We start from the raw sequence: 21142 nt of genomic DNA on the forward strand, positions 1-21142 counted from the left end.
TGCGGCAGCCGGTGCCATGCGCGCCCCGGCCATCACCGCACCGCCCACGCCGGTGGCGGCGGCACCTACGGCAACCGCCGCACCTGCGGTACCAACGGCGGCACCAGCCATCGCGCCGGCACCAAGCTGCGGTGCGCCGGATACCAGCCCGGTGGCAATACCAGGGCCGAAGATCCCCAATGCCAGCAGCGTCAATGAGGCCAGCATGATGACCACGGCATGGTCGATGGACGGCTCGGCTGGTTGCACCTGGAACTCGGCGAACAGGCCCGATCCAATGCCGACGATGACGGCCAGCACCAACACCTTGATGCCCGATGACACCACGTTGCCCAGCACCTTTTCGGCGAGAAAGCTGGTCTTGTTCCACAGCGCAAACGGCACCAACACGAAGCCCGCGAGCGTGGTCAGCTTGAACTCGGTCAGCGTGATGAAGAGCTGAATCGCCAGCACGAAGAAGCACAGGATCACCACCGTCCAAGCCAGGAACATGACCACGATGGGCATCATGTTGACGAACACTTCGGGAAAGCCCGCCATGTCGCTGATCTGCTCAAGGATCGGCGCCGCCGCGTCGATGCCGGTCTTCGCCAGTCGCCCCGGTTGTAGGAATTCGCCCATGCTCATCGTCGAGCCGCTGGCTGTCAGGCCCAGGCCCGCGAACGAGCGGAAGACGATGCTGGCCAGCCAGTTGAAGTTGTTGATGATGTACGCGAAGGCACCGACGTAGAGCACCTTGCGCAGCAACTTGGCGATCACGTCATCGCCCTGGCCGGTGGCGTGGCTCATCGCCCAGTACAGCCCGGCAATCGTCATGTCGATGACGATCAGCGTGGCGGTCAGGAATGCCACTTCGCCCTGCAGCAGCCCGAAGCCCGAGTCGATGTAGCGCGAGAAGGTAGCGAGAAATCGGTCGATCACTGTCACGTCGTTCATGGCACGTCCCCCTCGAAGGGCATGGCGTCCTGGTTACTGGAGGGCGTGTCGAAGCTCGGCTGGATCGGCGGCAGATCGGCCAGCGTGCGGAACTCGTCAGGCCCGGTTTCACCGGCGAAGAAGCGCAGCCGGAAAGCATCGGCCGCGGCCAGGCAGGCGTCCTCGTCTGCGGCCGTCCTGTCGGCGGCACACTGCGCATGCAATGCCTTGAACCGCACAGGATCGGCGGCCAGGGCAGCGGCTAGGTCTTCGGTCGGCTGCTGGCCGCAAGCGACCAGCAGCACGGGCAGCAGCAAGAAAGCGCATCGCATGGCCGTCTCCCGTCAGTTGCCGTAGAAATCCACGCGCTGCGGCGTGTAGGGCGTGCCATCACCCAGGAAACGGCGCGTTACTTCCCGGCCACGTTCGACAGCCGCTGCTTGGCGTGCCAGTTCCAGCGCGGCGGCGCGTTCCTGCGTGATCTGGAGCTGCTGCGCCTGGATCGACTGCTTGGTCTGCAGGGCCAGAAGCTGGTTGGTCGCCTGCATGGCTTGCAGCGCGCCGGTTGCTGACTGACTCTGGCTGACCAGATCGGACAGTGCGCTTTCGTCTTGGGCCAGGTTCTGCGACACCTGGGCCTGCATCCGCATCGCGGTATGCAGACCATTCAAGGTGTTCTTCCAGCGCTCCTGCGCGTCGCGTAGCATCTGGTCGCCGCTCACGGTCGCGGCGTACTGCTCCGGGTACAGCCGGGCGAAGGTGGCATCCATGCTCTGCACGTCATAGGCCAGACCGCGCGCCTCGGCGATCAAGCGCTCGGTCGTGGCGAGCGTCGAGCGCAAGCGATTGACGATGTTGAAGTCCAGATTCGCCAGATTACGCGCCTGGTTCATCAGCATCTGGGCTTCGTTCTGAAGCTGGTTGATCTGGTTGTTGATCTGCTCCAGCGTGCGCACGGCGGTCAGCGTGTTCTGCACGAAGTTCGACGGGTCGAACACTGTCAGCGCGGATGCGGGCTGAACGGCCAGCAGCGACACCGACAGCACGGCGGCGAGCGAGGCGGACAGCAAACGGGGCTGGGTCTTCATGGTGAAACCTCCGGTCGTTGAGAAGCGAGGAAGGACGCTGCTGCCGGTGAGGACGGCAGCAGGTCGGCGGCCCAATCGAGGCCGCGATGGCGCAGCCACGCGCCGGCAAATCCCGGTGTGCCGGCGTCCAGCAGCACGCGATCCATGTCGCGTTGGTCTTGCGGGATGGAAGCCCCGGCAAAGGCCAGCGTGGCTGGCCCCAGGTCGAGGTCGAACAGGCGATTGCCCAGGCGCGATTGGTAGTAGTAGTCACGCTTGGGCTGCGCGGTCGCCACGATCTCGATCTGGCGCGCGTTCAGCCCAAAGCCTTCGTAGATCGTGCGAATCTGCGGCTCGGTGGCCTGCGGGTTAGGGAGAAAAATCCGACTGGCGCAGCTTTCGATCACTGCCGGGGCAATGCTCGAATCCTTGATGTCGGCCAGCGACTGGGTGGCAAAGATGACGCTCACGTTCTTCTTTCGCAGCGTCTTCAACCATTGCCGGATGCGGGCGGCAAACACCGGGTCATCGAGGAACAGCCAGGCTTCATCGAGTATCAGCAGCGTGGGTGCGCCGTCGAAGCGTTCATCGAAGCGGGCGAACAGGTAGCCCAGCACGGCCAGCACCGCCGCCTTGCTGTGCATCAGCTCTTCCATCTCGAAGCCCTGCACGCTGCCGGAGCCCAGTCGGTCGGCATCGGCGTCCAGCAGCTTGCCGTGGGCACCACCCAGCACATAGGGTGCGAGCGCCTGGCGCAGTGCGTTTGATTGCAGCAGTACCGACAGGCCCGTCAGCGTGCGTTGCTCCGCTGGCGCACCGGCCAAGCTGCCTAGTGCCGACCAGATCGCAGCCTTCTCGTCCGGGCCAATGACGACACCTTCATGCAACAGGCGGCCTTCCACCCATTCGGCGGCCCAGGTGCGGTAGCCCTCCTGGTCGATGCGGGCCAATGGCTGAAAAGCAATCGCCCCGTCATTGCCGAGGTCGTAATGCTCGCCGCCCAGCCCGAGGATGGTGGCGCGCATCGAGCGGCCCATGTCGAAGGCGAAGATGCGCGAGCCGGGATAGCGGCGAAACTGCATTGCCAGCGTGGCGAGCAGCACCGACTTGCCCATGCCGGTTGGCCCGGCGACCAGCGTGTGGCCCACATCGCCGATGTGCGTCACCAGCCGGAACGGCGTCGCGCCATCGGTGCGGGTGACGATCAGCGGCGGGCCATCCAGATGCGCGTTCTTCTCCGGCCCGGCCCACACGGCGGACAGCGGCATCATGTGCGTCAGGTTCAGCGTCGAGACGATGGGCTGGCGCACATTCGCGTAGGCGTTACCGGGAATGGACGACAGCCAGGCATCCACCGCGTTCAAGGTTTCGGGGATGGTGACGAAGCCGCGCCCCTGAATGACGCGCTCTACCATGCGCAGCTTCTCGTCGGCCACGGCAGGGTCGGTGTCGAGCACTGTCACGGTAGCCGTCAGGTAGCCGAAGGCCACCTGATCGCTGCCCAGTTCTTGCAAGGCGGCGTCTGCATCGGCGGCCTTGTTGTTGGCGTCGGTATCGACCAGCGGGCTTTCCTGCTGGAAGATCGTTTCACGCAACAGCGCGACGACATTCTTGCGCTTGGCGAACCACTGGCGACGCAGGCGTCCAAGCTCTTTTTCCGCTTCGGCTTTGTCGAGGCAAAGGAACCGGGTTGCCCAACGATAGCCGAAGCCCAAGCGGTTGAGGTCGTCCAAAATCCCCGGCCAAGTCGAGGTCGGAAAGCCTCGCACCGACACCACGCGCAGGTGCTGATCGCCCAGCATGGGTGCCAGACCACCGACCAGCGCGGAGTCGGCCAGCAATGCGTCGATGTGGAATGGCACCTCGGGTACGCCGACGCGGTAGCGCCGCGTGGACACCGTGGCGTGCAGGTAAGTCAGTGTCTGGCTGTCATCGAGCCAGGCAATCTCCGGCATCACGCCGTCGAGCAGGTCGAACACGCGATCCGTTTCCGCCACGAAGGCTTCCAGCCGACCCTGCCAGTCCACGCCATCGCCCGGCGCATTCTCATAGAGCATCTTGGCGGCACGGGCGCGGGATTCTTCTGGTGGCAGGTAGGCCAGCGTCAGGTGATAGGCGCTCTCGTAGTGGTGGCCGGATTCCTCGAAGGCTGCACGGCGTTCTTCCTCCACCAGCCAGGACAACGGCTCGGGGAAATCGGAACGTGGATAGCCCGCCGCTGCGCAGCGCTCGGCTTCGATGAACAAGGCCCAGCCCGACCCCAGGCGGCGCAGTGCGTTGTTCAAGCGTGCGACGTGGCGATCAGCTCGCCTTGCGTGGCGCTGTTCAGATCCGGCCCGCGAAAATGTGCCGTGCGCTGGAACGAGCCATCCTTGTTCAAGACGACGCCCGGCCCGATCAGCCCGGCCCAGGGCAGCCAGTCGGCCAGCAGTGCGGGCCGCTGGCGGTATTCGGCAAGGTTCAGCATGTCGGCACTCCCCTATGCGTCCAGCAGCGGCTTGTGCTTGATGTGCCGGGCGAAGACCTGCATGAACTGCGGATCGACGCGCGCGCCCCAGACCGCCAGCGAATGGCCGGCGATCCAGAGCACCACGCCGGGAATCCACAGTTGCAGGCCCAGCCCGACGGCGGCGGCCAGCGTGCCGTTGGCAATCGCCACGGTGCGCGGCGCACCGCCCAGCAGGATCGGCTCGGTCAGCGAGCGATGCAGCGGCACTTCAAAGCCCGGAAGATCGGTGGCCGTGCTCATACGACGGCCCCGCCGGAGAAGCTGAAGAACGACAGGAAGAAGCTCGAAGCCGCGAAGGCGATGGACAGGCCGAAGACGATCTGGATCAGCTTGCGAAAGCCGCCACTGGTATCGCCGAAGGCCAACGCCAGGCCGGTGGCGATGATGATGATCACCGCGACGATGCGGGCTACCGGCCCCTGGATGGATTCGAGAATGGATTGCAGCGGGCCTTCCCACGGCATTGAGGAACCGGCGGCCTGCGCCGTGCCCGCCAGCAACAGCATCAACACCGCGAGCAGCAACCCTTGTCCTGCGGGTCGGGCCAGGCGATGCAAACGCGCCAGCATGGGCAGCGGGGAAAGCGGGTTTACAGAAAGACGGAAAGCATCAACGTGCGTCATGGCAGTTCTCCAGGTTGTTCAGGGATCGAGGAAGGCGTAGCGGCAGCGGCTGTAAGAGGAACCGGCGGCAGCTCGGGAAGCGTCGCTTCCAGCGCATCCGCCAGGCGGTAGCCCGCGCCGTCGAAACCGACGACGCGGGAAATGGTTTCGACGTGGCGCTTGCGGCCGCGGCCTGCGATGTGGATCACGACATTGACCGCCTCGGCGATCAGGGCGCGGGGCGGATTCACCGCCACTTCGAGGATCAGTTGCTCCAGGCGCAGCAGCGCGCCCAACGCGGAGCCGGCATGAATGGTGGCGATGCCGCCGGGGTGGCCGGTGCCCCAGACCTTCACCAGATCCAGCGCTTCGCCGCCGCGCACTTCGCCGACGATCACGCGGTCGGGCCGCAGGCGCATCGTGGCCCGCACCAGCTCGGTCATGGACACGACGCCGGCGCGGGTGCGCAGCGGCACATGGTCGCGGGCCGCGCATTGCAGTTCGATGGTGTCTTCGAGCACCAGCACGCGGTCGCCGGTGGCGGCGATCTCGGCCAGCAAGGCATTGGCCAGCGTGGTCTTGCCGGTGCTGGTGCCTCCGGCGATCAGGATGTTGTGCCGCTCGCGCACGGCATGACGCAGAAACTCGGCCTGCCCAGTGGTCAGGATGCCATCAGCCACATAGCGATCCAGACCGATGATGCTCACGGCACGCTTGCGCAGCGCAAAGGCCGGGCCGGGTGCGGCGGGCGGCAGGATGCCCTCGAAGCGTTCGCCGGTTTCAGGCAGTTCGGCGGTCAAGAGCGGTTGGCCGCGATGCACCTCCGCACCGACATGGGCGGCGACCAGGCGGATGATGCGTTCGCCATCGGCTTCGGGCAGTTCGACGCCGAGCGGCGCACGGCCAGACGACAGCCGATCCACCCACAATGTCCGGTCGGGGTTGAGCATCACTTCCACCACGTCCGGGTCTTCCAGCGCAGCGGCGATCACCGGCCCCATCGCCGTGCGCAGCATCTGGATGCGGCGATCCTGGGATGCTGCAGCGGATGAGCGCGGTTCGGGCGGGATTTGAGGAACGGCACTCATGACGCACGCTCCGCAGTGCGTTCATGGGCGGCGGCCATCGCGGCCGCGTCATCCATGCGCATCTCGAACTCACGATCCTGGGGATGCAGTTCTTCCACCACGTCCCGTACCAGGCTGCGGCCACGCAGCAGGTGGCGGCCTAACTGTTCGACGAACTGCTCGAAGCGCGCCTTGCCCTGCGCGCGAGCCGCATCCTGATGGGCCTCCGGCACCGGCGTGCTGACGGTCAGGTAGTAGCGGACGAATAGCGCCAGCGTCTCGATCTGGATGTTCTGGTCACGCTCCAGGCGCTCGGCCTGCCGCGACAGGCGATCCAGTCGTTTGGCGATGGCGGCCTCACGCTGGTCGCCGGCATCGGGTGACAGCCAGGACGCCAAGGCAGCGGCGACGATGCTGGACTTTGACACGCCTTTCTTCGCGGCCAGCTCGTCCAGACGCTTGGCGTGCTCGTGCTGGATGAACAGGTTCAATCGGTATTGGCTCATATGTCGATTCCGTCGTTGGGGTCGAGAGATGCCAGCCGCGCCGTGCGTTGCAGGGCGGGGTCGAACTGGCCGGGAAGCAGCGGGGGCATGTCGTCGTCATCGAGCAGCGCCAAGTCGCTGGGCGTGTAATCGGGTTCGGGGTCGTAGGCGACGGTTTCGGACAGCTCGGGCTGACGGCGGGGGCCGCCGTCGTCGGAGCCACCCAGGTCATCGGCAGATGCCGTGGCCTGTGCCGCAGGCACGGCCGGGATCGCCAAACCGCTCCAGTCATCGGGACGTGCAGGCGGCACATCGGCATAGCGGCCTGCCGTTAGCGCAGGCGGCGGCAGTACCCGCTGCTTGAAATTGGCATCAGCGTAGTAGCGCAACTTCTTGGCCTTGATCGGCGCGACGCTGGACACCATCACCACTGATTCGTCTGGCGCAAGCTGCATGACTTCGCCGGGCGTCAGTAGCGGCCGCGCCGTCTCTTGGCGGGACACCATCAGGTGGCCGAGCCACGGCGCAAGTCGATGGCCTGCGTAGTTCCGCTGCGCACGCAGTTCGGTAGCCGTGCCCAGCGTTTCGGAGATCCGTTTCGCCGTGCGTTCGTCATTCGTGGCGAAGGTCACGCGCACATGGCAGTTGTCCAGAATCGAATGGTTCTGCCCATACGCCTTGTCGATCTGGTTGAGCGACTGCGCGATCAGGAAACTGCGGATGCCGTAGCCGGCCATGAAGGCCAGCGCCGTCTCGAAGAAGTCCAGGCGCCCCAGAGCCGAGAACTCGTCGAGCATCAGCAACAGCTTGTGGCGGCGCTCAATGCCGTCGCTGCCATCGAGCGACTCGGTGAGCCGTCGCCCGATCTGGTTGAGGATCAACCGGATCAGCGGCTTGGTGCGGCTGATGTCCGAAGGCGGCACCACCAGATACAACGACACAGGGGATGCAGACGCGATCAGATCGGCGATGCGCCAGTCGCAGCGCGACGTGACTGCGGCCACGGTCGGATCACGGTACAGGCCGAGGAACGACATGGCGGTGCTCAACACGCCGGAACGCTCGTTGTCCGACTTGTTGAGCACTTCGCGGGCGGCGGACGCGACAACGGGATGCGGTACATCTCCAAGATGCCGCGTGGTCATCATCCGATGCAGCGTCAGCTCGAACGGGCAAGCCGGGTCACTGAGGAAGTTCGCCACGCCGCGCAGCGTCTTGTCCTCTCCCGCGTAGAGCACATGCAGGATCGCGCCGACCAGCAGCGCATGACTGGTCTTCTCCCAGTGGTTGCGCTTCTCCAGCGCCCCTTCGGGATCGACCAGGATATCGGCGATGTTCTGCACGTCGCGCACCTCGTGCGCGCCGCGCCTCACTTCCAGCAACGGGTTGTAGGCCGCCGAACTGGCATCGGTCGGGTTGAACAGCAGGCAGTGGCTAAATCGACTGCGCCAGCCAGCGGTGATCTGCCAGTTCTCGCCCTTGATGTCGTGGATGACGGCGGATGCCGGCCAGGACAGCAGCGTCGGCACCACCAGGCCCACACCCTTGCCCGAGCGCGTGGGCGCAAAGGTCAGGACGTGTTCCGGCCCTTCGTGCCGCAGGTAGTGGCCGTCATGCTGGCCGAGAAAGACGCCGGCGGGCTGCGTCAGCCCGGCCTTGCGAATGTCGGCGACATCGGCCCAGCGGGCCGAGCCATAGGTCGTCACTTTGCGCGCCTGGCGCGAGCGCCACACCGACATGGCGATGGCGACCACCACGGCCAGCAGGCCGCTGCTCGCCGCGATCATGCCGCCGGTGTCGAACACCTGCGGCGCGTAGGCGTCGAAGAAGAACCACCACTCGAACAGCTTCCACGGGTAATAGACCGGCGTGCCGTGGAAGTCGAACCAGGGCGCGCCCAGGCGTAGCTGGTAGCCCAAGGCGGCGGCGGTCCATTGCGTGGCACCCCACACACCGGCGATCACGATGCCGAAGACGGCGGCGATCTGCCCGAACAACACGCCCTGAGCTTGCATACCCTGGCCTCCGATTTCTCCTGCGCTGATTCCCCGTGGAAAACGCGGCACAAAGGCGTGCCGCAGGCGCAGGATCGGTGCCGGTTCAGTGCCGGTCAAAGACCGTTATCGGCAGCAAGGTGATGCAAAAAGCATGGTGTCATGCAGAGGCGAAACCAGTAAAAACGCCGCAGGCGTGAGCGCGCGGCGGCGTGTCGAGAAAGAAAAATCAAGATTCGCGGCAGAAAGCCAACAATCAGAACTTCGGCGGCGTGTAGGGCGTGTTTCCATAGCCAAAGAAGCGCTTGTTCGTCGCCTCGGCCACCCGGTTGCACAGCACGTCTCCCATCGTCGGGCGTTCGGTCTTGCACTGGCGGCGCAGCTCCCTCAGGCGCGCAGGATCTGCGACCAGCTCTTCCACGGTCGGTACATTGGTTGCCTGTTTCGGTGTTTCGGACTGGCCGCAAGCGGACAGCGCGGCGACCAACAGGAATGGGGCGATCTGCTTCATGGTCATGACTCGACTTCCTCTTGGGAATCGGGTTCAAGGGGGGGCGTGGCTCTGATGCCGTCCGGCGATTCGATGGCCTGCACACGCTCGATAAAGCGTGACAGCACGTCCGAGGATCCACCTTCCCGGTGCAGCACATAAGTGGTCAGCATGGGTGAGCGACCCGCCAGCGGCCGAGCCACAATCCCAGGCTCACGGCTGCCTGCGATATGCGGCGCTCCGGCTAGGCCCAGCGCAAAGCCCGCCGACACTAACGCCATCATCAAATCGCACGAAGCCACACGTTCGGCAATCAGCGGCTCCATATCTATCCGGCGCAGTACGCGCTCGACTTGGCGAGCATGGCCTTCGCATACGTGCGGATCGCACAACACCAGCGGATAGCGCAGCACTTCTTCCAGCGGGATGCGCTTGTGCTTCAAAAGCGGATGACGTGCAGGAACCGCCACCATCAGCGCATCGCTCCAAACGGCTTCGGCAGTGATGCCTTCTCCAACTTCATCGGACTGGGCAAAGCCCACGTCGTAAAGGTCGTCATGCAGTCCCTTGATCTGCTGCGACAAGGGTACCTCGAACAGGCGAATCTCGACTTCGGGTTCTTCCTGCCGACACAGCGCCAGCAAGGACGGCAGGCGCGAGGGCGTGATGCCGTCGGACAGTGCGATACGCAACTGACCGTGGAAGCCGTTGGTGGCTGCATTCACGCTATCGCGCGCCTGCTGCAAGGCGGTGAAGATGCGCGGCACATGCTCCAGAAACAGCTTGCCCGCCCGTGTCAGCCGCGTGCTGCGGCTGGTACGAATGAACAACTGTTCGCCCAGGCTCTCCTCCAGCTCCTTGATAGTGCGCGACAGCGGTGACTGCTCGATGTGCAGCCTCTCCGCCGCGCGGGCGAAATGTAGTTCTTCGGCGACAGCGAGAAAGCAGCGTAAGTGTCGAATCTCCATTTCGCCTCCTGTTGTCAGTACAAAGGCCGTTTGAGAGTCGCAGCGTTGTAGCCGCTCATCTCACCGAGTTCATCCAGTTCAGGCCTGTCGCCGCTTTTGTGGCGCTGCGCGACTGCCTCGCCCTGCGGTCCGGGCAAGGCGTGTGACCAGCCGCCGGCCAGCGTCTTGTAGACCGCCACCAACGCCGTCGCCCTGCGGGTGGCGCTTTGTGCCAGCAAGTCTTCGGACTCCAAGCGTGAACGTTCGGCCTCCAGCACATCCAAAACATGGATGGCGCCGCCCTCAAATTGCAGGCGAGCCGTCTTGGCTGCCCGGCGGCTGGCCTCGGTCGCCTGTACCAGCATGGCGTTCTCGGTCTGCGCGCGCGATAGGCGTACCAGCGCGTTCTCGGTTTCTTCCATGGCGCGCAGCACCGTGCGCTCGTATACCGCCAAGTTTTCGGCAGTGGCTGAATTGGCCGCCGCGATGCGCGACCGCACCCGGCCCACGTCTAGGAAGGAACCACCCACACCGAGCGAGATCATTCGCGTTTCACTATCACGCTCGAACAACGAACCAAAGCCCAACGCCTGCGTGCCGATCAGCCCTCCCAACGTAAAGCGAGGGAACAGGTCTGCCATGGCTACGCCGATACGCGCAGTGGCCGCAGCCAGCCTACGTTCTGCCGCAGCCACATCGGGACGGCGACGCAGTAGATCGCCCGGTGCACCGGCGTTGATCTGGGCGGGCAGCTCAGGCAAGGCTGCGGGGTGATCCAGCACTTCGGCCATCGCCGCAGGCGTGCGGCCAGTGAGCACGGCAATGCGGTGGGCGGCCACAGCAGCCTCAGCTTCAAGCGGCGGAATGCGCGAGCGTGTCAGCGCCAATTGCGTGCGGGCGCGGTCGGCATCGAACGACGTGCCCCGGCCGTTCTCGAACAAGACCTCGATCAGCCGCAGCGTATCGGCTTGGTTGATTTCGTTGTCCCGCGCGACCTGTAATTGCACTTGCAAGCCGCGCAAGCGGAAATAGGCGTCGGTCAACTCGGCCACCATAGCCACTTGTACGCCCGCCAGGTCGGCTGCGCTGGCCTCGGTCTCGGCGCGCTGCGATTCCACGCTGCGCCGCACTCGGCCAAAGAAGTCCAATTCCCAGATCACGGATAGGCCAGCCGAATGCAGATCGTTATCCCGGTCGGAGCGGGACGCATCCGGTGCTTGTGCAGCACTGGCGCGCTGGGTACTGATTTCACCGGACGCGCCCAGCGTCGGATAGTAGTCTTGGCGACGTTCGCGCGACAGTGCGCTGGCTTGCTCGTAGCGCGACAGTGCTATGCGGATGTCGTGATTGGCGTGAAGAGCATTCTCCACCAAAGAGTGCAGCACCGGGTCATCCAGTTCCCGCCAGAATTGCGCATCGGCCTCCGGTACAAGCTGGGACACGGCAACGGGGTCTTGGCGGGCATACGTCACTGCCTGGGGCGCGGCAGGTGCCTTGTAATTCGGCCCTACTGCGCAAGCTGCCAGCGTCAACGCCACCAAAGGGAGCAGTACCAGATGTGGCATCCGACGTAGGCATGGTCGGATGCGGGATGGCGTTTGAAGCATGACGGAATCAGTCCTTGTGGAGTCAGACATGGGTGGCCTCCATGGCGACATTTGCCTGGCGACGTGGCTTGCGCGTCGCGAGCCTGCGTAACGCGACGTAGAAAACAGGAGTCAGGAATAAACCGAACAAGGTCACGCCGAGCATGCCGGCGAACACAGTCACTCCCATAACCTGGCGAATCTCCGCGCCTGCGCCGGAACCGACCATCAGCGGCACCACGCCAGCGATGAAGGCGATGGAAGTCATGATGATCGGGCGCAGACGAAGGCGTGATGCCTCCAGCGCGGCATCGAGGATGCTGTGCCCCTTGCGCTCAAGTTCACGGGCGAACTCCACGATCAGAATGGCATTCTTGGAGGCCAGACCAATCAGCACTATCAAGCCAATCTGCACGAAAATGTTGCTGTCACCACCCGCGAGCCACACGCCCGTCATGGCCGACAACAGGCTCATGGGCACGATCAGGATGACGGCCAGCGGCAACGTCCAGCTTTCGTACAGTGCCGCCAGCACCAGGAAGACCAACAGTACCGCCAGCGGGAACACCACCAGCGCGGTATTGCTTTGCGTGACCTGCTGGTAGCTGAGGTCGGTCCACTCCAGTTGCATGCCTGGCGGCAGCACCTTGTCTGCAATGGATTGCACTTGCTGCAATGCCTGCGATGACGACACCAGACGCGGATCTGACTCACCAATCAGGTCGGCAGATGGATAGCCGTTGAAGCGGATGACGGGATCGGGGCCGAATGTCTTGCGCACGTCCACCATGCTGCCGATGGGCACCATGTCGCCATTGGCGTTGCGGGTGCGCAGTTTGACCACGTCCTCGACAGAACTGCGGAACGGTGCGTCCGCCTGAGCCATCACCCGGAAGGTGCGGCCAAAGCGCGTGAAGTCGTTGACATACGCCGAACCCAGGTACACTTGCAGCGTATCGAAAAGATCGGTCACGGCCACGCCCTGTGCCTTCGCCTTGGTGCGGTCCACTACGGCGTCAAGCTGCGGCACATTGGCCTGATAGGAACTGATCGGATATTGGAATCCCGGTTCTTGCGAGATGGCCGTCGCCAGCTCGGTGGTCGCCGTCTGCAATGCGGCATAGCCCTCACGGTTGCGATCCTGCACGTAAAGAGAGAACCCGGAACCCGCGCCCAGCCCCATGACAGGGGGCGGCATGATGGCAAAGGCCAGACCGTCCTGCTCCTGAGCGAAGCGCTCGTTCAACTGTTCCGCAATCTCGGTTGCAGTGTGCTTGCGCTCATTGATGGGCTTGAGTACGAAATACACTAGGCCGCTATTGGACGTGTTGGTCAACTGCAAGCCGTTCATGCCCGGGAACTGCACGGCGTTGTAGACGCCATCGGTCTTGAGCGCGATGTCGCTCACACGGCGGACCAGCGCTTCCGTGCGCTCCAGGGATGCACCCTCGGGTAGCTGGATGACACCGATGAGATACAGCTTGTCCTGCATGGGGATGAATCCGCCAGGGACGGCCTTGAACACAGCTCCCGTCGCCACCAGTAGCGCGATGTAGACGAGAAACACCGCACCACGCCGCCCGAGGATGCGCGACACGCTGTTTCCATAGCCATCCGCGCTGCGCAGGAAGAAACGGTTGAACGGCCGGAATATCCAGCCCAGACTGCGATCCAGCACCCGCGTGGGCAGGTCTGGCGCGGCACCATGCGGGCGAAGCAGGCGCGCGGCCAGCGCAGGCGACAGCGTCAGCGAGTTGATGGCCGAAATTACCGTGGAGATCGCAATGGTGACGGCGAACTGTTTGTAGAACTGCCCTGTCACGCCGGACAGGAATGCCATAGGCACGAATACCGAGCACAGCACCAGCGAGATGGCGACGATGGGGCCACTGACTTCGCGCATGGCCTGATGGGCCGCAGCCAGCGGCGCCAGCCCTTCGGCGATGTTGCGCTCGACGTTTTCCACCACCACGATCGCGTCGTCCACCACGATCCCGATGGCAAGCACGAGTCCAAAAAGCGTGAGCGTATTGATGGAAAAGCCCAGCATCAGCAGCACGGCGAAGGTGCCTACCACCGACACCGGCACGGCTAGCAGTGGGATGATGGAGGCACGCCAAGTCTGAAGGAACAAGATCACCACCAGCACCACCAGTCCGATGGCTTCCAGCAGAGTGTTGACGACCGCCTTGATCGACTGACGCACGAAGACAGTTGAGTCATACTCCACCGACCATTCCACTCCCTCGGGAAAGCGCTTGGCCAACTCGTCCATCTTCGCGCGGACTTGATCCGAGATTTCGATGGCATTGGCGCCCGGGGCTTCAAAGACAGAGATCGCGACAGCAGGCTTGTTGTTGAGCAACGACATCAGCGAGTAGCTGGATGCGTCCATTTCCACGCGCGCCACATCTCGCAGCCGGGTGACCTGACCCTGCGATCCGGTCTTGACGATGACGTCGCCGAACTCTTCTTCCGTCACCAGCCGGCCCTGCGCATTGATGGACAGGAGGAAGTCGCTTCCCGAGGGGTTGGGCGGCGCACCTAGTTGACCGGCCGAGACCTGGACGTTCTGTTCGCGCACGGCTTCGACCACATCGCCGGCGGTCATACCCAGCGCCGCAATTTTGTCGGGGTCCAGCCATAAGCGCATGGCGTAGTCGCCAGAGCCGTTGATCGTGGCATCGCCCACCCCCTGGATGCGTGCCAACTCGTCGCGTACATGGAGCACGGCATAGTTGCGCAGGTACAGCGCGTCATAGCGATCGCCCGGCGAGCGCAACTGCACGACCAGCGTTTCGTTGTGGGACTGTTTGACGGTCACCACACCTTGCTGGCGCACCGCTTCGGGAAGACGCGGCTCTGCCTGGGCGACACGGTTCTGTACCTTGACCTGGGCGTCGTCGGGATCGGTGCCAGGACGGAAGGTGACGGTCAGCACCAACACGCCATCACTACCGGCCACGGACTTCATGTAGAGCATGTTTTCCACGCCGGTGATGGATGCCTCCAGTGGTGCGGCTACCGTGTCGGCGATTTCGCGCGGATTTGCGCCAGGATACGTGGCGCGAACCTGTACGCTGGGTGGCACGACTTCCGGGTACTCGCTGACGGGCAAGAGCGGGATCGCGATCAACCCAACCACGAAAATGATGATGGACAGCACGGCCGCAAAAATCGGCCTGTCCACGAAAAAGCGGGCAAAGTTCATGATGGCTGGCTCTCCGCGCTCATTCGCTCGCCTGGGCGATTTGTCGGCCTGCAGGCGCCATTTCAATGTCCTGGGCCGTCACTGGCATGCCGACAGAAACCTTCTGGATGCCGTTGACGATCACGCGGTCGCCGGGATTTAGACCTTCCTCGACGATGCGCAGGCCTTCGGCCTTGCGTCCCAGCGTGATGTCGCGGCGCTGGGCGGTGTTGTTCTCATCGATCACATACACGTACTTGCGGCTCTGGTCGGTCAGGATGGCCTTGTCGTCGATCAGCATGGCCTCGAAACTGCCGCTACCCGGCAGGCGCACTCGGGCATAGAGGCCCGGCGTAAGCAGGCCGTCGGGATTGACCAGGGTGGCGCGTGCGCGGATGGTGCCGGTGGCCGCATCGACACGGTTGTCCACGAAGTCCACGTTTCCGGCGTGTGGATAGCCGTTCTCGCCGACCAGGCCCACCTGCACCGGGATACTTTCGCTGCGCTGGTCGGGGCGCTCTCCGTTGCGAGCCATGTGGGCGTAGCGCAGATAGGTACGCTCGTCGCTATCAAAATGCACGTGCACCGGGTTCAGCGAGACTACGGTGGTCAGGATGCTGGCCTGGCCGTCAGCACTCACCAAGTTGCCTGCCGTGACCAGTGCACGTCCGGCGCGGCCTGTGATGGGCGAACGTACCTGGGTGAACGACAGATCCAACTTGGCGGTCTCGACTGCGGCTTGGGCGAACTGCACGTTGGCTTGGGCCTGATCGGCGGCGGCGTGGCGCTGCTCCAACTCCTCGGTGGAGGCTGCTTGCAACGAAGCCAGCTTTTGAGCACGGGCCGCTTCGCTACGTGCCAGTGCGGCCTGCGTGCGGGCGCGGGCCAAGTCTGCTTCCGCGCGAGCCAGAGCAGCACGGTAACTGCGAGCGTCAATCTCGAACAGCACGTCGCCACGTTTGACGATCTGGCCCTCTTCGTAATTGACCCTGTCGATGTAGCCACTCACACGTGGCCGCAGCGCAACGCTTTCCACCGCCTCGACGCGGCCATTGAACTCATCCCATAGGACGATCTTGCGCACCGACACAGGTGCCACGCTGACCGTGGGTGGAGGGGCGGCGACCGCGTCGGCGGCGTCGCTATTGCAGCCAGCTAGGGACAGCGCCAGCAAGCTCGCCGCAGCTAACGGCAAGGCGCGGCGCCAGGAAGGCAGGACCGCAAGGTAAGGCAATGTGCTCATTGTTTTCAGTCTCGAAGGGATGGCGAAACCCGGTTGATAAAATTTGACATACGTGACGTATGCCATTTATCATCCACTCATACGCAACGTATGTCAATCATTTACATACACTTCGTATGTGAAAAATCGGAGGACGACCTAATAGCACAAAAGCGTGCAGAGATGATTGAGGAAACGCGGGCCAAGCTCATCAGTGCCGCCCGCGCTGCGTTCGCAACCGTGGGATATGCGGACAGTTCAATGGATGAGCTGACGGCCCAAGCCGGACTGACGCGCGGAGCGCTCTATCACCACTTCGGTGGAAAGAAAGGGCTGCTGGAGGCGGTCATCGCCCAGATTGATGCAGAGATATCTGGCCGACTGGCCGTCATCGTCGAGGAGGCGGAGTCCACCTGGGACGGCTTCGTTCAGGAGTGCATTGGCTACATCAAGATGGCCGTCGAGCCCGAAGTCCAGCGGATCGTCCTGCTGGACGGGCCAGCGGTTCTGGGCGATCCCTCCCAGTGGCCCAGCCAGAACGTGTGCATCGTGAATACGCGCCGCAGCCTCCAGAAGTTGATCGAGGAGGCAGTCATACGCCCCGTCGATCCCCTGGCGACGGCCCGCCTGATAAGCGGGGCGCTGCTGGGCGCATCGCTGTGGATCGCCAGCGCAGACGACCCACGCGCCGCTTCCGAAAAAGCCGTGCAGGGATTTCTTGTACTGGTGGCGGGCTTGCGGCGGGACACCTCTCCCGCGCAGCCGTAACAACCCAAAGGTGCCGACCGGCAGGCCGGACTCTTTGACCCAGACCATTCACCTATTTGGATTTTGACCATGAACCCTTTCAAAAATCATCGTGGATACTCGACCATGTATCAGGAAGGAAGCCTGACGCTGGGTCTTTTTCTTCGCCATCGAGTCCTACCCTGGCGCCATTCCTGAGATGGACGTGGCACAGCAGATTCGCACGGCACAATTGGCTGAAGCTCATAACTTTGCAGCCCTTTACTTCAGGGATGTATTTCTCAATGTCCCGTCTTTTGGCGACGTGGGTCACATCCATGACCTGTGGCCATTCATGGGCTACGTCACGGCACAGACGTCGCGCATCGCGCTCGCAACTGGCAGCGTCATCACCACTCTGCGTCATCCCTTGCTTGTGGCCAAAGCAGCAGCCTCGATCGACCGCTTGTCAAATCAGCGCCTGGTGCTAGGTATCGCCACGGGTGATCGGCCAACAGAGTTCCCGGCCTTCGGTCAGACAATGGATGCGCGAGCCACGTTGTTCCAAGAAGCATTGACTGTGTTGCGTCAAGCCTGGCGTGAGGACTTCCCGGAAATCTCCACGCCCCGAGTGAACTTGTCGGGTGCAGATACGCTGCCGAAACCGGCGTTGAGAGACATTCCCGTGATGGTGACTGGTCATTCACGCCAGTCGGTCGAATGGATTGCCGAGCATGGGGATGGCTGGCTTTACTATCCCCAAAATATCGCGCAGCAAGCCATGACAATCAAGAATTGGCGGTCGCTGACACCAAGATTCAAACCCTTCACGCAGTCCTTCTATATTGACCTGTCGGAGAATCCCGATGAACCCCCATCGCCCATCTTCCTCGGGTTTCGGGCTGGTCACCGATTCTTTACTGACTACTTCAGCCGCTTGCGCGATATTGGGGTTAATCATATTGGCCTCAACCTGAAATACGCGACACGTCCGGCGCATGAGATTGTTCAGGAACTTGGCGAGCATGTCGTACCGCACTTTCCGGCGCACGCTACTGCCCATTTGGAGGAGGCGCAGGATGCTGCACGGTCATAAAATTTTTTGCCTGGGATCTCGCTTTTACTTCTTCGGCTGGTACCTATGCCTTCGATGTCCAATGCGAAATGCTGGCTGACATCGGTTATGACGGCCTGACCTATGCCGTCTGGTCAGGGAGCCGATGGGAAACCGCAAAGCGTCTATCCACCGTGAAAGATCGTTTCGGTTTGGAGGTCTTTAGCGTGTATGTGGTGATCGACCTGGATCAGGGCCCACAGCATCCCATCAACGCAGGATTCTTGCGGATGCTTGAGGAGATGGAAGGCGTGAAGGCTGTCAATCTTGGAATCAGGACGGCAGGCCACGGTTCAAATCATCGAAAGGCACCGGACGACAAGGTACTGCAGGACTTCCTTGGTCGGGCACTTGAGATTTGCGCACGGCGCGGAATTGACATCCTGCTGTATTTTCATCTGGGCTTCTGGATGGATCATTACTCCATTGCGGCACAGATCTGCTCGGTCGTAAACCATCCGAATCTCGGCATCGTGTTTCCAAGCTATCACTGGTATGGCTACGAAACCAATGCAGGCAGCCCGACGGAGGGCTATCAGGCAGTAGACCCGACGCCAGCGTTAATGGCGTCAACACCCTTCATGCGGGAATTGACTCTCAGCGGCGCAACCCGCAGCCCACTTGGCTGGAGTCGTATTGCCACTTTCGAGGCGCTCGATGCAGGAGAACTCGACAACTTCGCACTTCTTGGACTTGCCAAGTCGTTCGGTTATACCGGCCCCGTCGGCTATGACGGCACATTGGTCGGGGGGAATCCATACAGCACGCTCAAACGCTCCTATGACGCGATGGACGAGATGTTGGGTTTGCTGACAAAGCACCCTGGTTGGGCCAAGCGTGAAACACACCCGTAACCCATGATTGAGCACATCTACATGTCCCAACACCCTTTGATTGCTGCCCAATTGAGGCAGGCGATGCGCGGCGTGGCCTCCACGGTGACGCTAATCACGTCGATCGCTCCCGATGGCCACGGACACGTAATGATCGCCAGTTCATTCACATCAGTCTCACTGGAGCCGCCCACGGTTCTAGTGTGCATTGGTCAGCAAACCCGTATCCATGGGCCGCTGCTGGCTTCTCGACGATTCTGCATCAATGTACTCCGCGCAGAACAGGAGGTACTTGCGGTGCACTGCCGTAGCGCCACGGGGACCGACCGTTTCGATCATGAAGCCTGGCGATTTGATGAAGTCAATGGGTTGCCCTATCTGCAAGGGGCGCAGGCTTCGCTGTTCTGTGAGCTGATTGAACACCATGCAGTCGGCACCCACTCGGTAATGCTGGCCAGTGTCGAGCGTGTGCTCACATCTGCCTATGCCGATCCACTCGTCTATCTGGATGGCCGCTTCCGGGCCATAGATCCAACCCGTTGAAGATATGCAGCGAAGAATTTCACAACTGCCTCGGCATATCTCTAGACAGCCTGCCGGGTTATGTGGCTGAGACTCTTCGAGCATTAGCCAATGCCCATTCCCCGCTGCCGTCCGATTTCCCACGCCACGCCGCCACCGCGCACCGTCGCGGCAAGTCGCTGCCCCAGTCGCTGTTCAATCACCGGCTTCCACGGCACCAGACTGAACCCCATGCCGTCGTCTAGCATCGCGTAGTGCCCGCTGGCGAGCATGAGGCTGCGCCGGTAGATGCCAGCCACTCGCTGCCCGTCGGTGACGGGCCGATGCGCTAGGCCGATTTCGGCGGCAATATCCTTGGCGGCCTTTGCCAGTTCCCGATTCCGCAGCGTCCCCAGCAGGTCCGGGCGAGGATCACCCGCTGCCCACGCCGCTGGGCCAGCCCCTGTTCTTCAAGGAAGTCGGCGCGCTGCTGCAAGGCTTCCTTCGTCTCGCCGCCAAAGCCCAGATCGCCCAGCCCCTTGCCGCCACCGATCAACTGCTGGTCCAGCCAGGTCGCGCCGATCACGCGGGCCTGCCGCTCGATGGGCAAGTGCGATTTCAGCTCCACCGCCACGCCGCCCAGGCGCTGTGCGTCGTTCTGGCGGCCACGTTCGGCCAGGTCGTCCGGCACCTTCCATAGTCCATCAGCCACACGTTCCACGATGCCGGCCCGGCGCAGGGCTTCCAGTCGGCGGACATGGGCCGCGACGACCTCCTGCGGGTCGCGGCCGGGCTTGGCTCGGCCTTGCTCGATCGCCAGGTGATGATCGGCGCGGTACAGGCCATCGCTCGCCAGCGCGGCGATGTTCTTGTCGGCCGCCCGCACCTCGTTGGAACCGCGTACCTCCACCACGGCTCCGGTGGGATAGTTCGCCAGCTCGTCGCGGGCGTTCAAAGCGACGTAGTGGGCCTTGCCGTCCACGCCGTCGATGACCAGATAGCCGCGGTCGTGCAGCTCGTCGGCCAGCCCCTTGCCGGCCACGCGGCCGACGATGGTGCGGCCGTCGTCGCCGGGCTCAAACACCGCCTGCTCGCGCGGCTGGCCGCTCATGGCGCGCTGCATGGTGCGGATGATGTCACCACGCTCGCCCAAGGCGCGCAAGGTCTTCTCCGCGTCGGCATGCACGGCCCAGGTGCCGGGCTGCGTCTCGTCAGCCAGGCCCAGGCGCTGCAAGCGTTGGAGTCGGCCGATCAGCAGCAGCCGCTGGCGTTGCAGGCGGGGCTCATTGAAGCGCTCGATCTGCACCCGGCCATCCTCGCCGGCCTCACGCTGCAATGTGCGGTCGAGGCTCGTCCACCGCTCCTGTTCCACCTCGCGCTGCAAGGTCTGCTGGATCTCCAGTTCGGTGCGCGGCCCCAGCCATTCCGTCGCCAGTTCGGCGGCGCGATGGCGGAAGCCGTGGGCGATGTAGTCGCCCGCGATGATGAGGTCTTTGCCGGTGTCGTCGCGCCCGCGCACGATCAGGTGGGTGTGCGGGTTGTCGGTGTTCCAGTGATCGACTGCCACCCAATCCAGCCGCGTCCCCAGATCGGCTTCCATGCGGTTCACAAGATGCCGGGTGTAGGTGCGCAGGTCGTCCAGCTCGGCCCCGTCCTCGGGCGAGACGATGAAGCGGAAATGGTGCCGGTCGTCGTTGGCCCGCTCCTTGAAGGCATCGAGGTCGGCATCGTCAATCTGCGGCCCGTAGGCCCGGCCCGGTTCGCCATCGCGGCCGGCGCCGTCGCGCTCGATGTAGCGCAGGTGCTTGGCGAGCGACTGCGGGCTGGCGTTGCGTTGATTGACCAGTAGGGTCTTGATGGTCACGCGCCGCGACATGGACGTCAGCTTCGCCCC

Annotated in this window: 17 protein-coding genes and 2 pseudogenes; 4 read left to right on the plus strand and 15 right to left on the minus strand. The window is 63.3% G+C overall.

All coding sequences use genetic code 11. The features are described from left to right. The 14 genes and pseudogenes from trbL to NI18_RS13905 form a co-directional block, all read right to left on the minus strand. A partial coding sequence (gene trbL, locus NI18_RS13840) for a P-type conjugative transfer protein TrbL (protein ID WP_037530606.1) occupies window positions 1-936 on the minus strand: 936 nt, incomplete at its 3' end. Further along, window positions 933-1247 (minus strand): hypothetical protein, encoded by a 315-nt coding sequence (locus tag NI18_RS13845; RefSeq protein ID WP_009398080.1) that lies wholly within the window; start codon window positions 1245-1247, stop codon window positions 933-935. The genes trbL and NI18_RS13845, both read right to left, overlap by 4 nt. Before the next feature lie 12 nt (window positions 1248-1259). Beyond that, a complete protein-coding gene (trbJ, locus tag NI18_RS13850; protein WP_009398081.1) occupies window positions 1260-2003 on the minus strand; it encodes a P-type conjugative transfer protein TrbJ in 744 nt (247 codons plus the stop codon). Next, a pseudogene (gene trbE / locus NI18_RS13855) lies at window positions 2000-4449 on the minus strand (conjugal transfer protein TrbE). The gene trbJ and the pseudogene trbE overlap by 4 nt, the downstream one beginning before the upstream one ends. A gap of 12 nt (window positions 4450-4461) precedes the next feature. Beyond that, complete coding sequence (locus NI18_RS13860; protein WP_003462917.1) at window positions 4462-4731, minus strand: VirB3 family type IV secretion system protein; 270 nt, start codon at window positions 4729-4731, stop codon at window positions 4462-4464. Next, a complete protein-coding gene (locus tag NI18_RS13865; protein ID WP_022960600.1) occupies window positions 4728-5114 on the minus strand; it encodes a TrbC/VirB2 family protein in 387 nt (128 codons plus the stop codon). The genes NI18_RS13860 and NI18_RS13865 overlap by 4 nt, the downstream gene beginning before the upstream one ends. Continuing rightward, on the minus strand, window positions 5111-6181 hold the full coding sequence (gene trbB, locus NI18_RS13870) for a P-type conjugative transfer ATPase TrbB (protein ID WP_022960601.1): 1071 nt from the start codon (window positions 6179-6181) through the stop codon (window positions 5111-5113). The genes NI18_RS13865 and trbB overlap by 4 nt, the downstream gene beginning before the upstream one ends. Beyond that, a complete protein-coding gene (locus tag NI18_RS13875; RefSeq protein ID WP_008294937.1) occupies window positions 6178-6666 on the minus strand; it encodes a ribbon-helix-helix protein, CopG family in 489 nt (162 codons plus the stop codon). The genes trbB and NI18_RS13875 overlap by 4 nt, the downstream gene beginning before the upstream one ends. Further along, window positions 6663-8660, minus strand: a complete 1998-nt coding sequence (locus NI18_RS13880) for a conjugal transfer protein TraG (RefSeq protein ID WP_008294936.1) — start codon at window positions 8658-8660, stop codon at window positions 6663-6665. Before NI18_RS13880 ends, NI18_RS13875 begins: the two co-directional genes overlap by 4 nt. A gap of 235 nt (window positions 8661-8895) precedes the next feature. Continuing rightward, window positions 8896-9150, minus strand: a complete 255-nt coding sequence (locus tag NI18_RS13885; RefSeq protein WP_024718240.1) for an EexN family lipoprotein — start codon at window positions 9148-9150, stop codon at window positions 8896-8898. A 2-nt stretch (window positions 9151-9152) separates the two neighbouring features. Beyond that, entirely contained in the window at window positions 9153-10097 is a 945-nt protein-coding gene (locus tag NI18_RS13890; RefSeq protein WP_004350822.1) for a LysR substrate-binding domain-containing protein, read from the minus strand. Window positions 10098-10111: 14 nt separating this feature from the next. After that, entirely contained in the window at window positions 10112-11683 is a 1572-nt protein-coding gene (locus NI18_RS13895) for an efflux transporter outer membrane subunit (protein WP_050483201.1), read from the minus strand. 22 nt (window positions 11684-11705) lie between these two features. After that, window positions 11706-14873: a multidrug efflux RND transporter permease subunit gene (locus NI18_RS13900; RefSeq protein WP_037530618.1), complete on the minus strand. Its 3168-nt coding sequence runs from the start codon at window positions 14871-14873 to the stop codon at window positions 11706-11708. A 19-nt stretch (window positions 14874-14892) separates the two neighbouring features. After that, complete coding sequence (locus NI18_RS13905; RefSeq protein ID WP_022960605.1) at window positions 14893-16161, minus strand: efflux RND transporter periplasmic adaptor subunit; 1269 nt, start codon at window positions 16159-16161, stop codon at window positions 14893-14895. 96 nt (window positions 16162-16257) lie between these two features. Between NI18_RS13905 and NI18_RS13910 the strand changes: the two genes are divergently transcribed. From NI18_RS13910 to NI18_RS23445, 4 genes are all read left to right on the plus strand, one after another. Next, window positions 16258-16842 (plus strand): TetR/AcrR family transcriptional regulator, encoded by a 585-nt coding sequence (locus NI18_RS13910; RefSeq protein ID WP_272887603.1) that lies wholly within the window; start codon window positions 16258-16260, stop codon window positions 16840-16842. 184 nt (window positions 16843-17026) lie between these two features. After that, the gene (locus NI18_RS13915) at window positions 17027-17896 is read left to right on the plus strand and encodes a TIGR03571 family LLM class oxidoreductase (RefSeq protein ID WP_306286418.1); all 870 of its coding nucleotides are present in this window, start codon (window positions 17027-17029) and stop codon (window positions 17894-17896) included. Window positions 17897-17964: 68 nt separating this feature from the next. Further along, window positions 17965-18768, plus strand: a complete 804-nt coding sequence (locus tag NI18_RS13920; protein ID WP_306286419.1) for a TIM barrel protein — start codon at window positions 17965-17967, stop codon at window positions 18766-18768. A gap of 3 nt (window positions 18769-18771) precedes the next feature. Continuing rightward, window positions 18772-19290 carry a flavin reductase family protein gene (locus NI18_RS23445; RefSeq protein ID WP_079381939.1) on the plus strand — a complete coding sequence of 173 codons (519 nt, stop codon included), beginning with the start codon at window positions 18772-18774 and terminating at the stop codon, window positions 19288-19290. Window positions 19291-19373: 83 nt separating this feature from the next. Here the strand turns inward: NI18_RS23445 and NI18_RS13930 are convergent. Continuing rightward, window positions 19374-21142, minus strand: a pseudogene (locus NI18_RS13930) (relaxase/mobilization nuclease and DUF3363 domain-containing protein); the annotation flags it as partial.

It is taken from the genome of Sphingomonas sp. Ant20 (assembly GCF_000783375.1).
Lineage (GTDB): Bacteria > Pseudomonadota > Alphaproteobacteria > Sphingomonadales > Sphingomonadaceae > Sphingomonas > Sphingomonas aerolata.

What these genes read in the sequence shown, in the direction of transcription:
- NI18_RS13920 (WP_306286419.1), top strand. Translation starts at nt 17,965, where the DNA reads ATGCTGGCTGACATCGGTTATGACGGCCTGACCTATGCCGTCTGGTCA.
- NI18_RS13905 (WP_022960605.1), bottom strand. Translation starts at nt 16,161, where the DNA reads ATGGCATACGTCACGTATGTCAAATTTTATCAACCGGGTTTCGCCATC.
- NI18_RS13860 (WP_003462917.1), bottom strand. Translation starts at nt 4,731, where the DNA reads ATGAGCACGGCCACCGATCTTCCGGGCTTTGAAGTGCCGCTGCATCGC.
- NI18_RS13880 (WP_008294936.1), bottom strand. Translation starts at nt 8,660, where the DNA reads ATGCAAGCTCAGGGCGTGTTGTTCGGGCAGATCGCCGCCGTCTTCGGC.
- NI18_RS13895 (WP_050483201.1), bottom strand. Translation starts at nt 11,683, where the DNA reads ATGCTTCAAACGCCATCCCGCATCCGACCATGCCTACGTCGGATGCCA.
- NI18_RS13900 (WP_037530618.1), bottom strand. Translation starts at nt 14,873, where the DNA reads ATGAACTTTGCCCGCTTTTTCGTGGACAGGCCGATTTTTGCGGCCGTG.
- NI18_RS13865 (WP_022960600.1), bottom strand. Translation starts at nt 5,114, where the DNA reads ATGACGCACGTTGATGCTTTCCGTCTTTCTGTAAACCCGCTTTCCCCG.
- trbB (WP_022960601.1), bottom strand. Translation starts at nt 6,181, where the DNA reads ATGAGTGCCGTTCCTCAAATCCCGCCCGAACCGCGCTCATCCGCTGCA.
- NI18_RS13890 (WP_004350822.1), bottom strand. Translation starts at nt 10,097, where the DNA reads ATGGAGATTCGACACTTACGCTGCTTTCTCGCTGTCGCCGAAGAACTA.
- NI18_RS13910 (WP_272887603.1), top strand. Translation starts at nt 16,258, where the DNA reads ATGATTGAGGAAACGCGGGCCAAGCTCATCAGTGCCGCCCGCGCTGCG.
- NI18_RS13845 (WP_009398080.1), bottom strand. Translation starts at nt 1,247, where the DNA reads ATGCGATGCGCTTTCTTGCTGCTGCCCGTGCTGCTGGTCGCTTGCGGC.
- trbJ (WP_009398081.1), bottom strand. Translation starts at nt 2,003, where the DNA reads ATGAAGACCCAGCCCCGTTTGCTGTCCGCCTCGCTCGCCGCCGTGCTG.
- NI18_RS13875 (WP_008294937.1), bottom strand. Translation starts at nt 6,666, where the DNA reads ATGAGCCAATACCGATTGAACCTGTTCATCCAGCACGAGCACGCCAAG.
- NI18_RS13885 (WP_024718240.1), bottom strand. Translation starts at nt 9,150, where the DNA reads ATGAAGCAGATCGCCCCATTCCTGTTGGTCGCCGCGCTGTCCGCTTGC.
- NI18_RS23445 (WP_079381939.1), top strand. Translation starts at nt 18,772, where the DNA reads ATGATTGAGCACATCTACATGTCCCAACACCCTTTGATTGCTGCCCAA.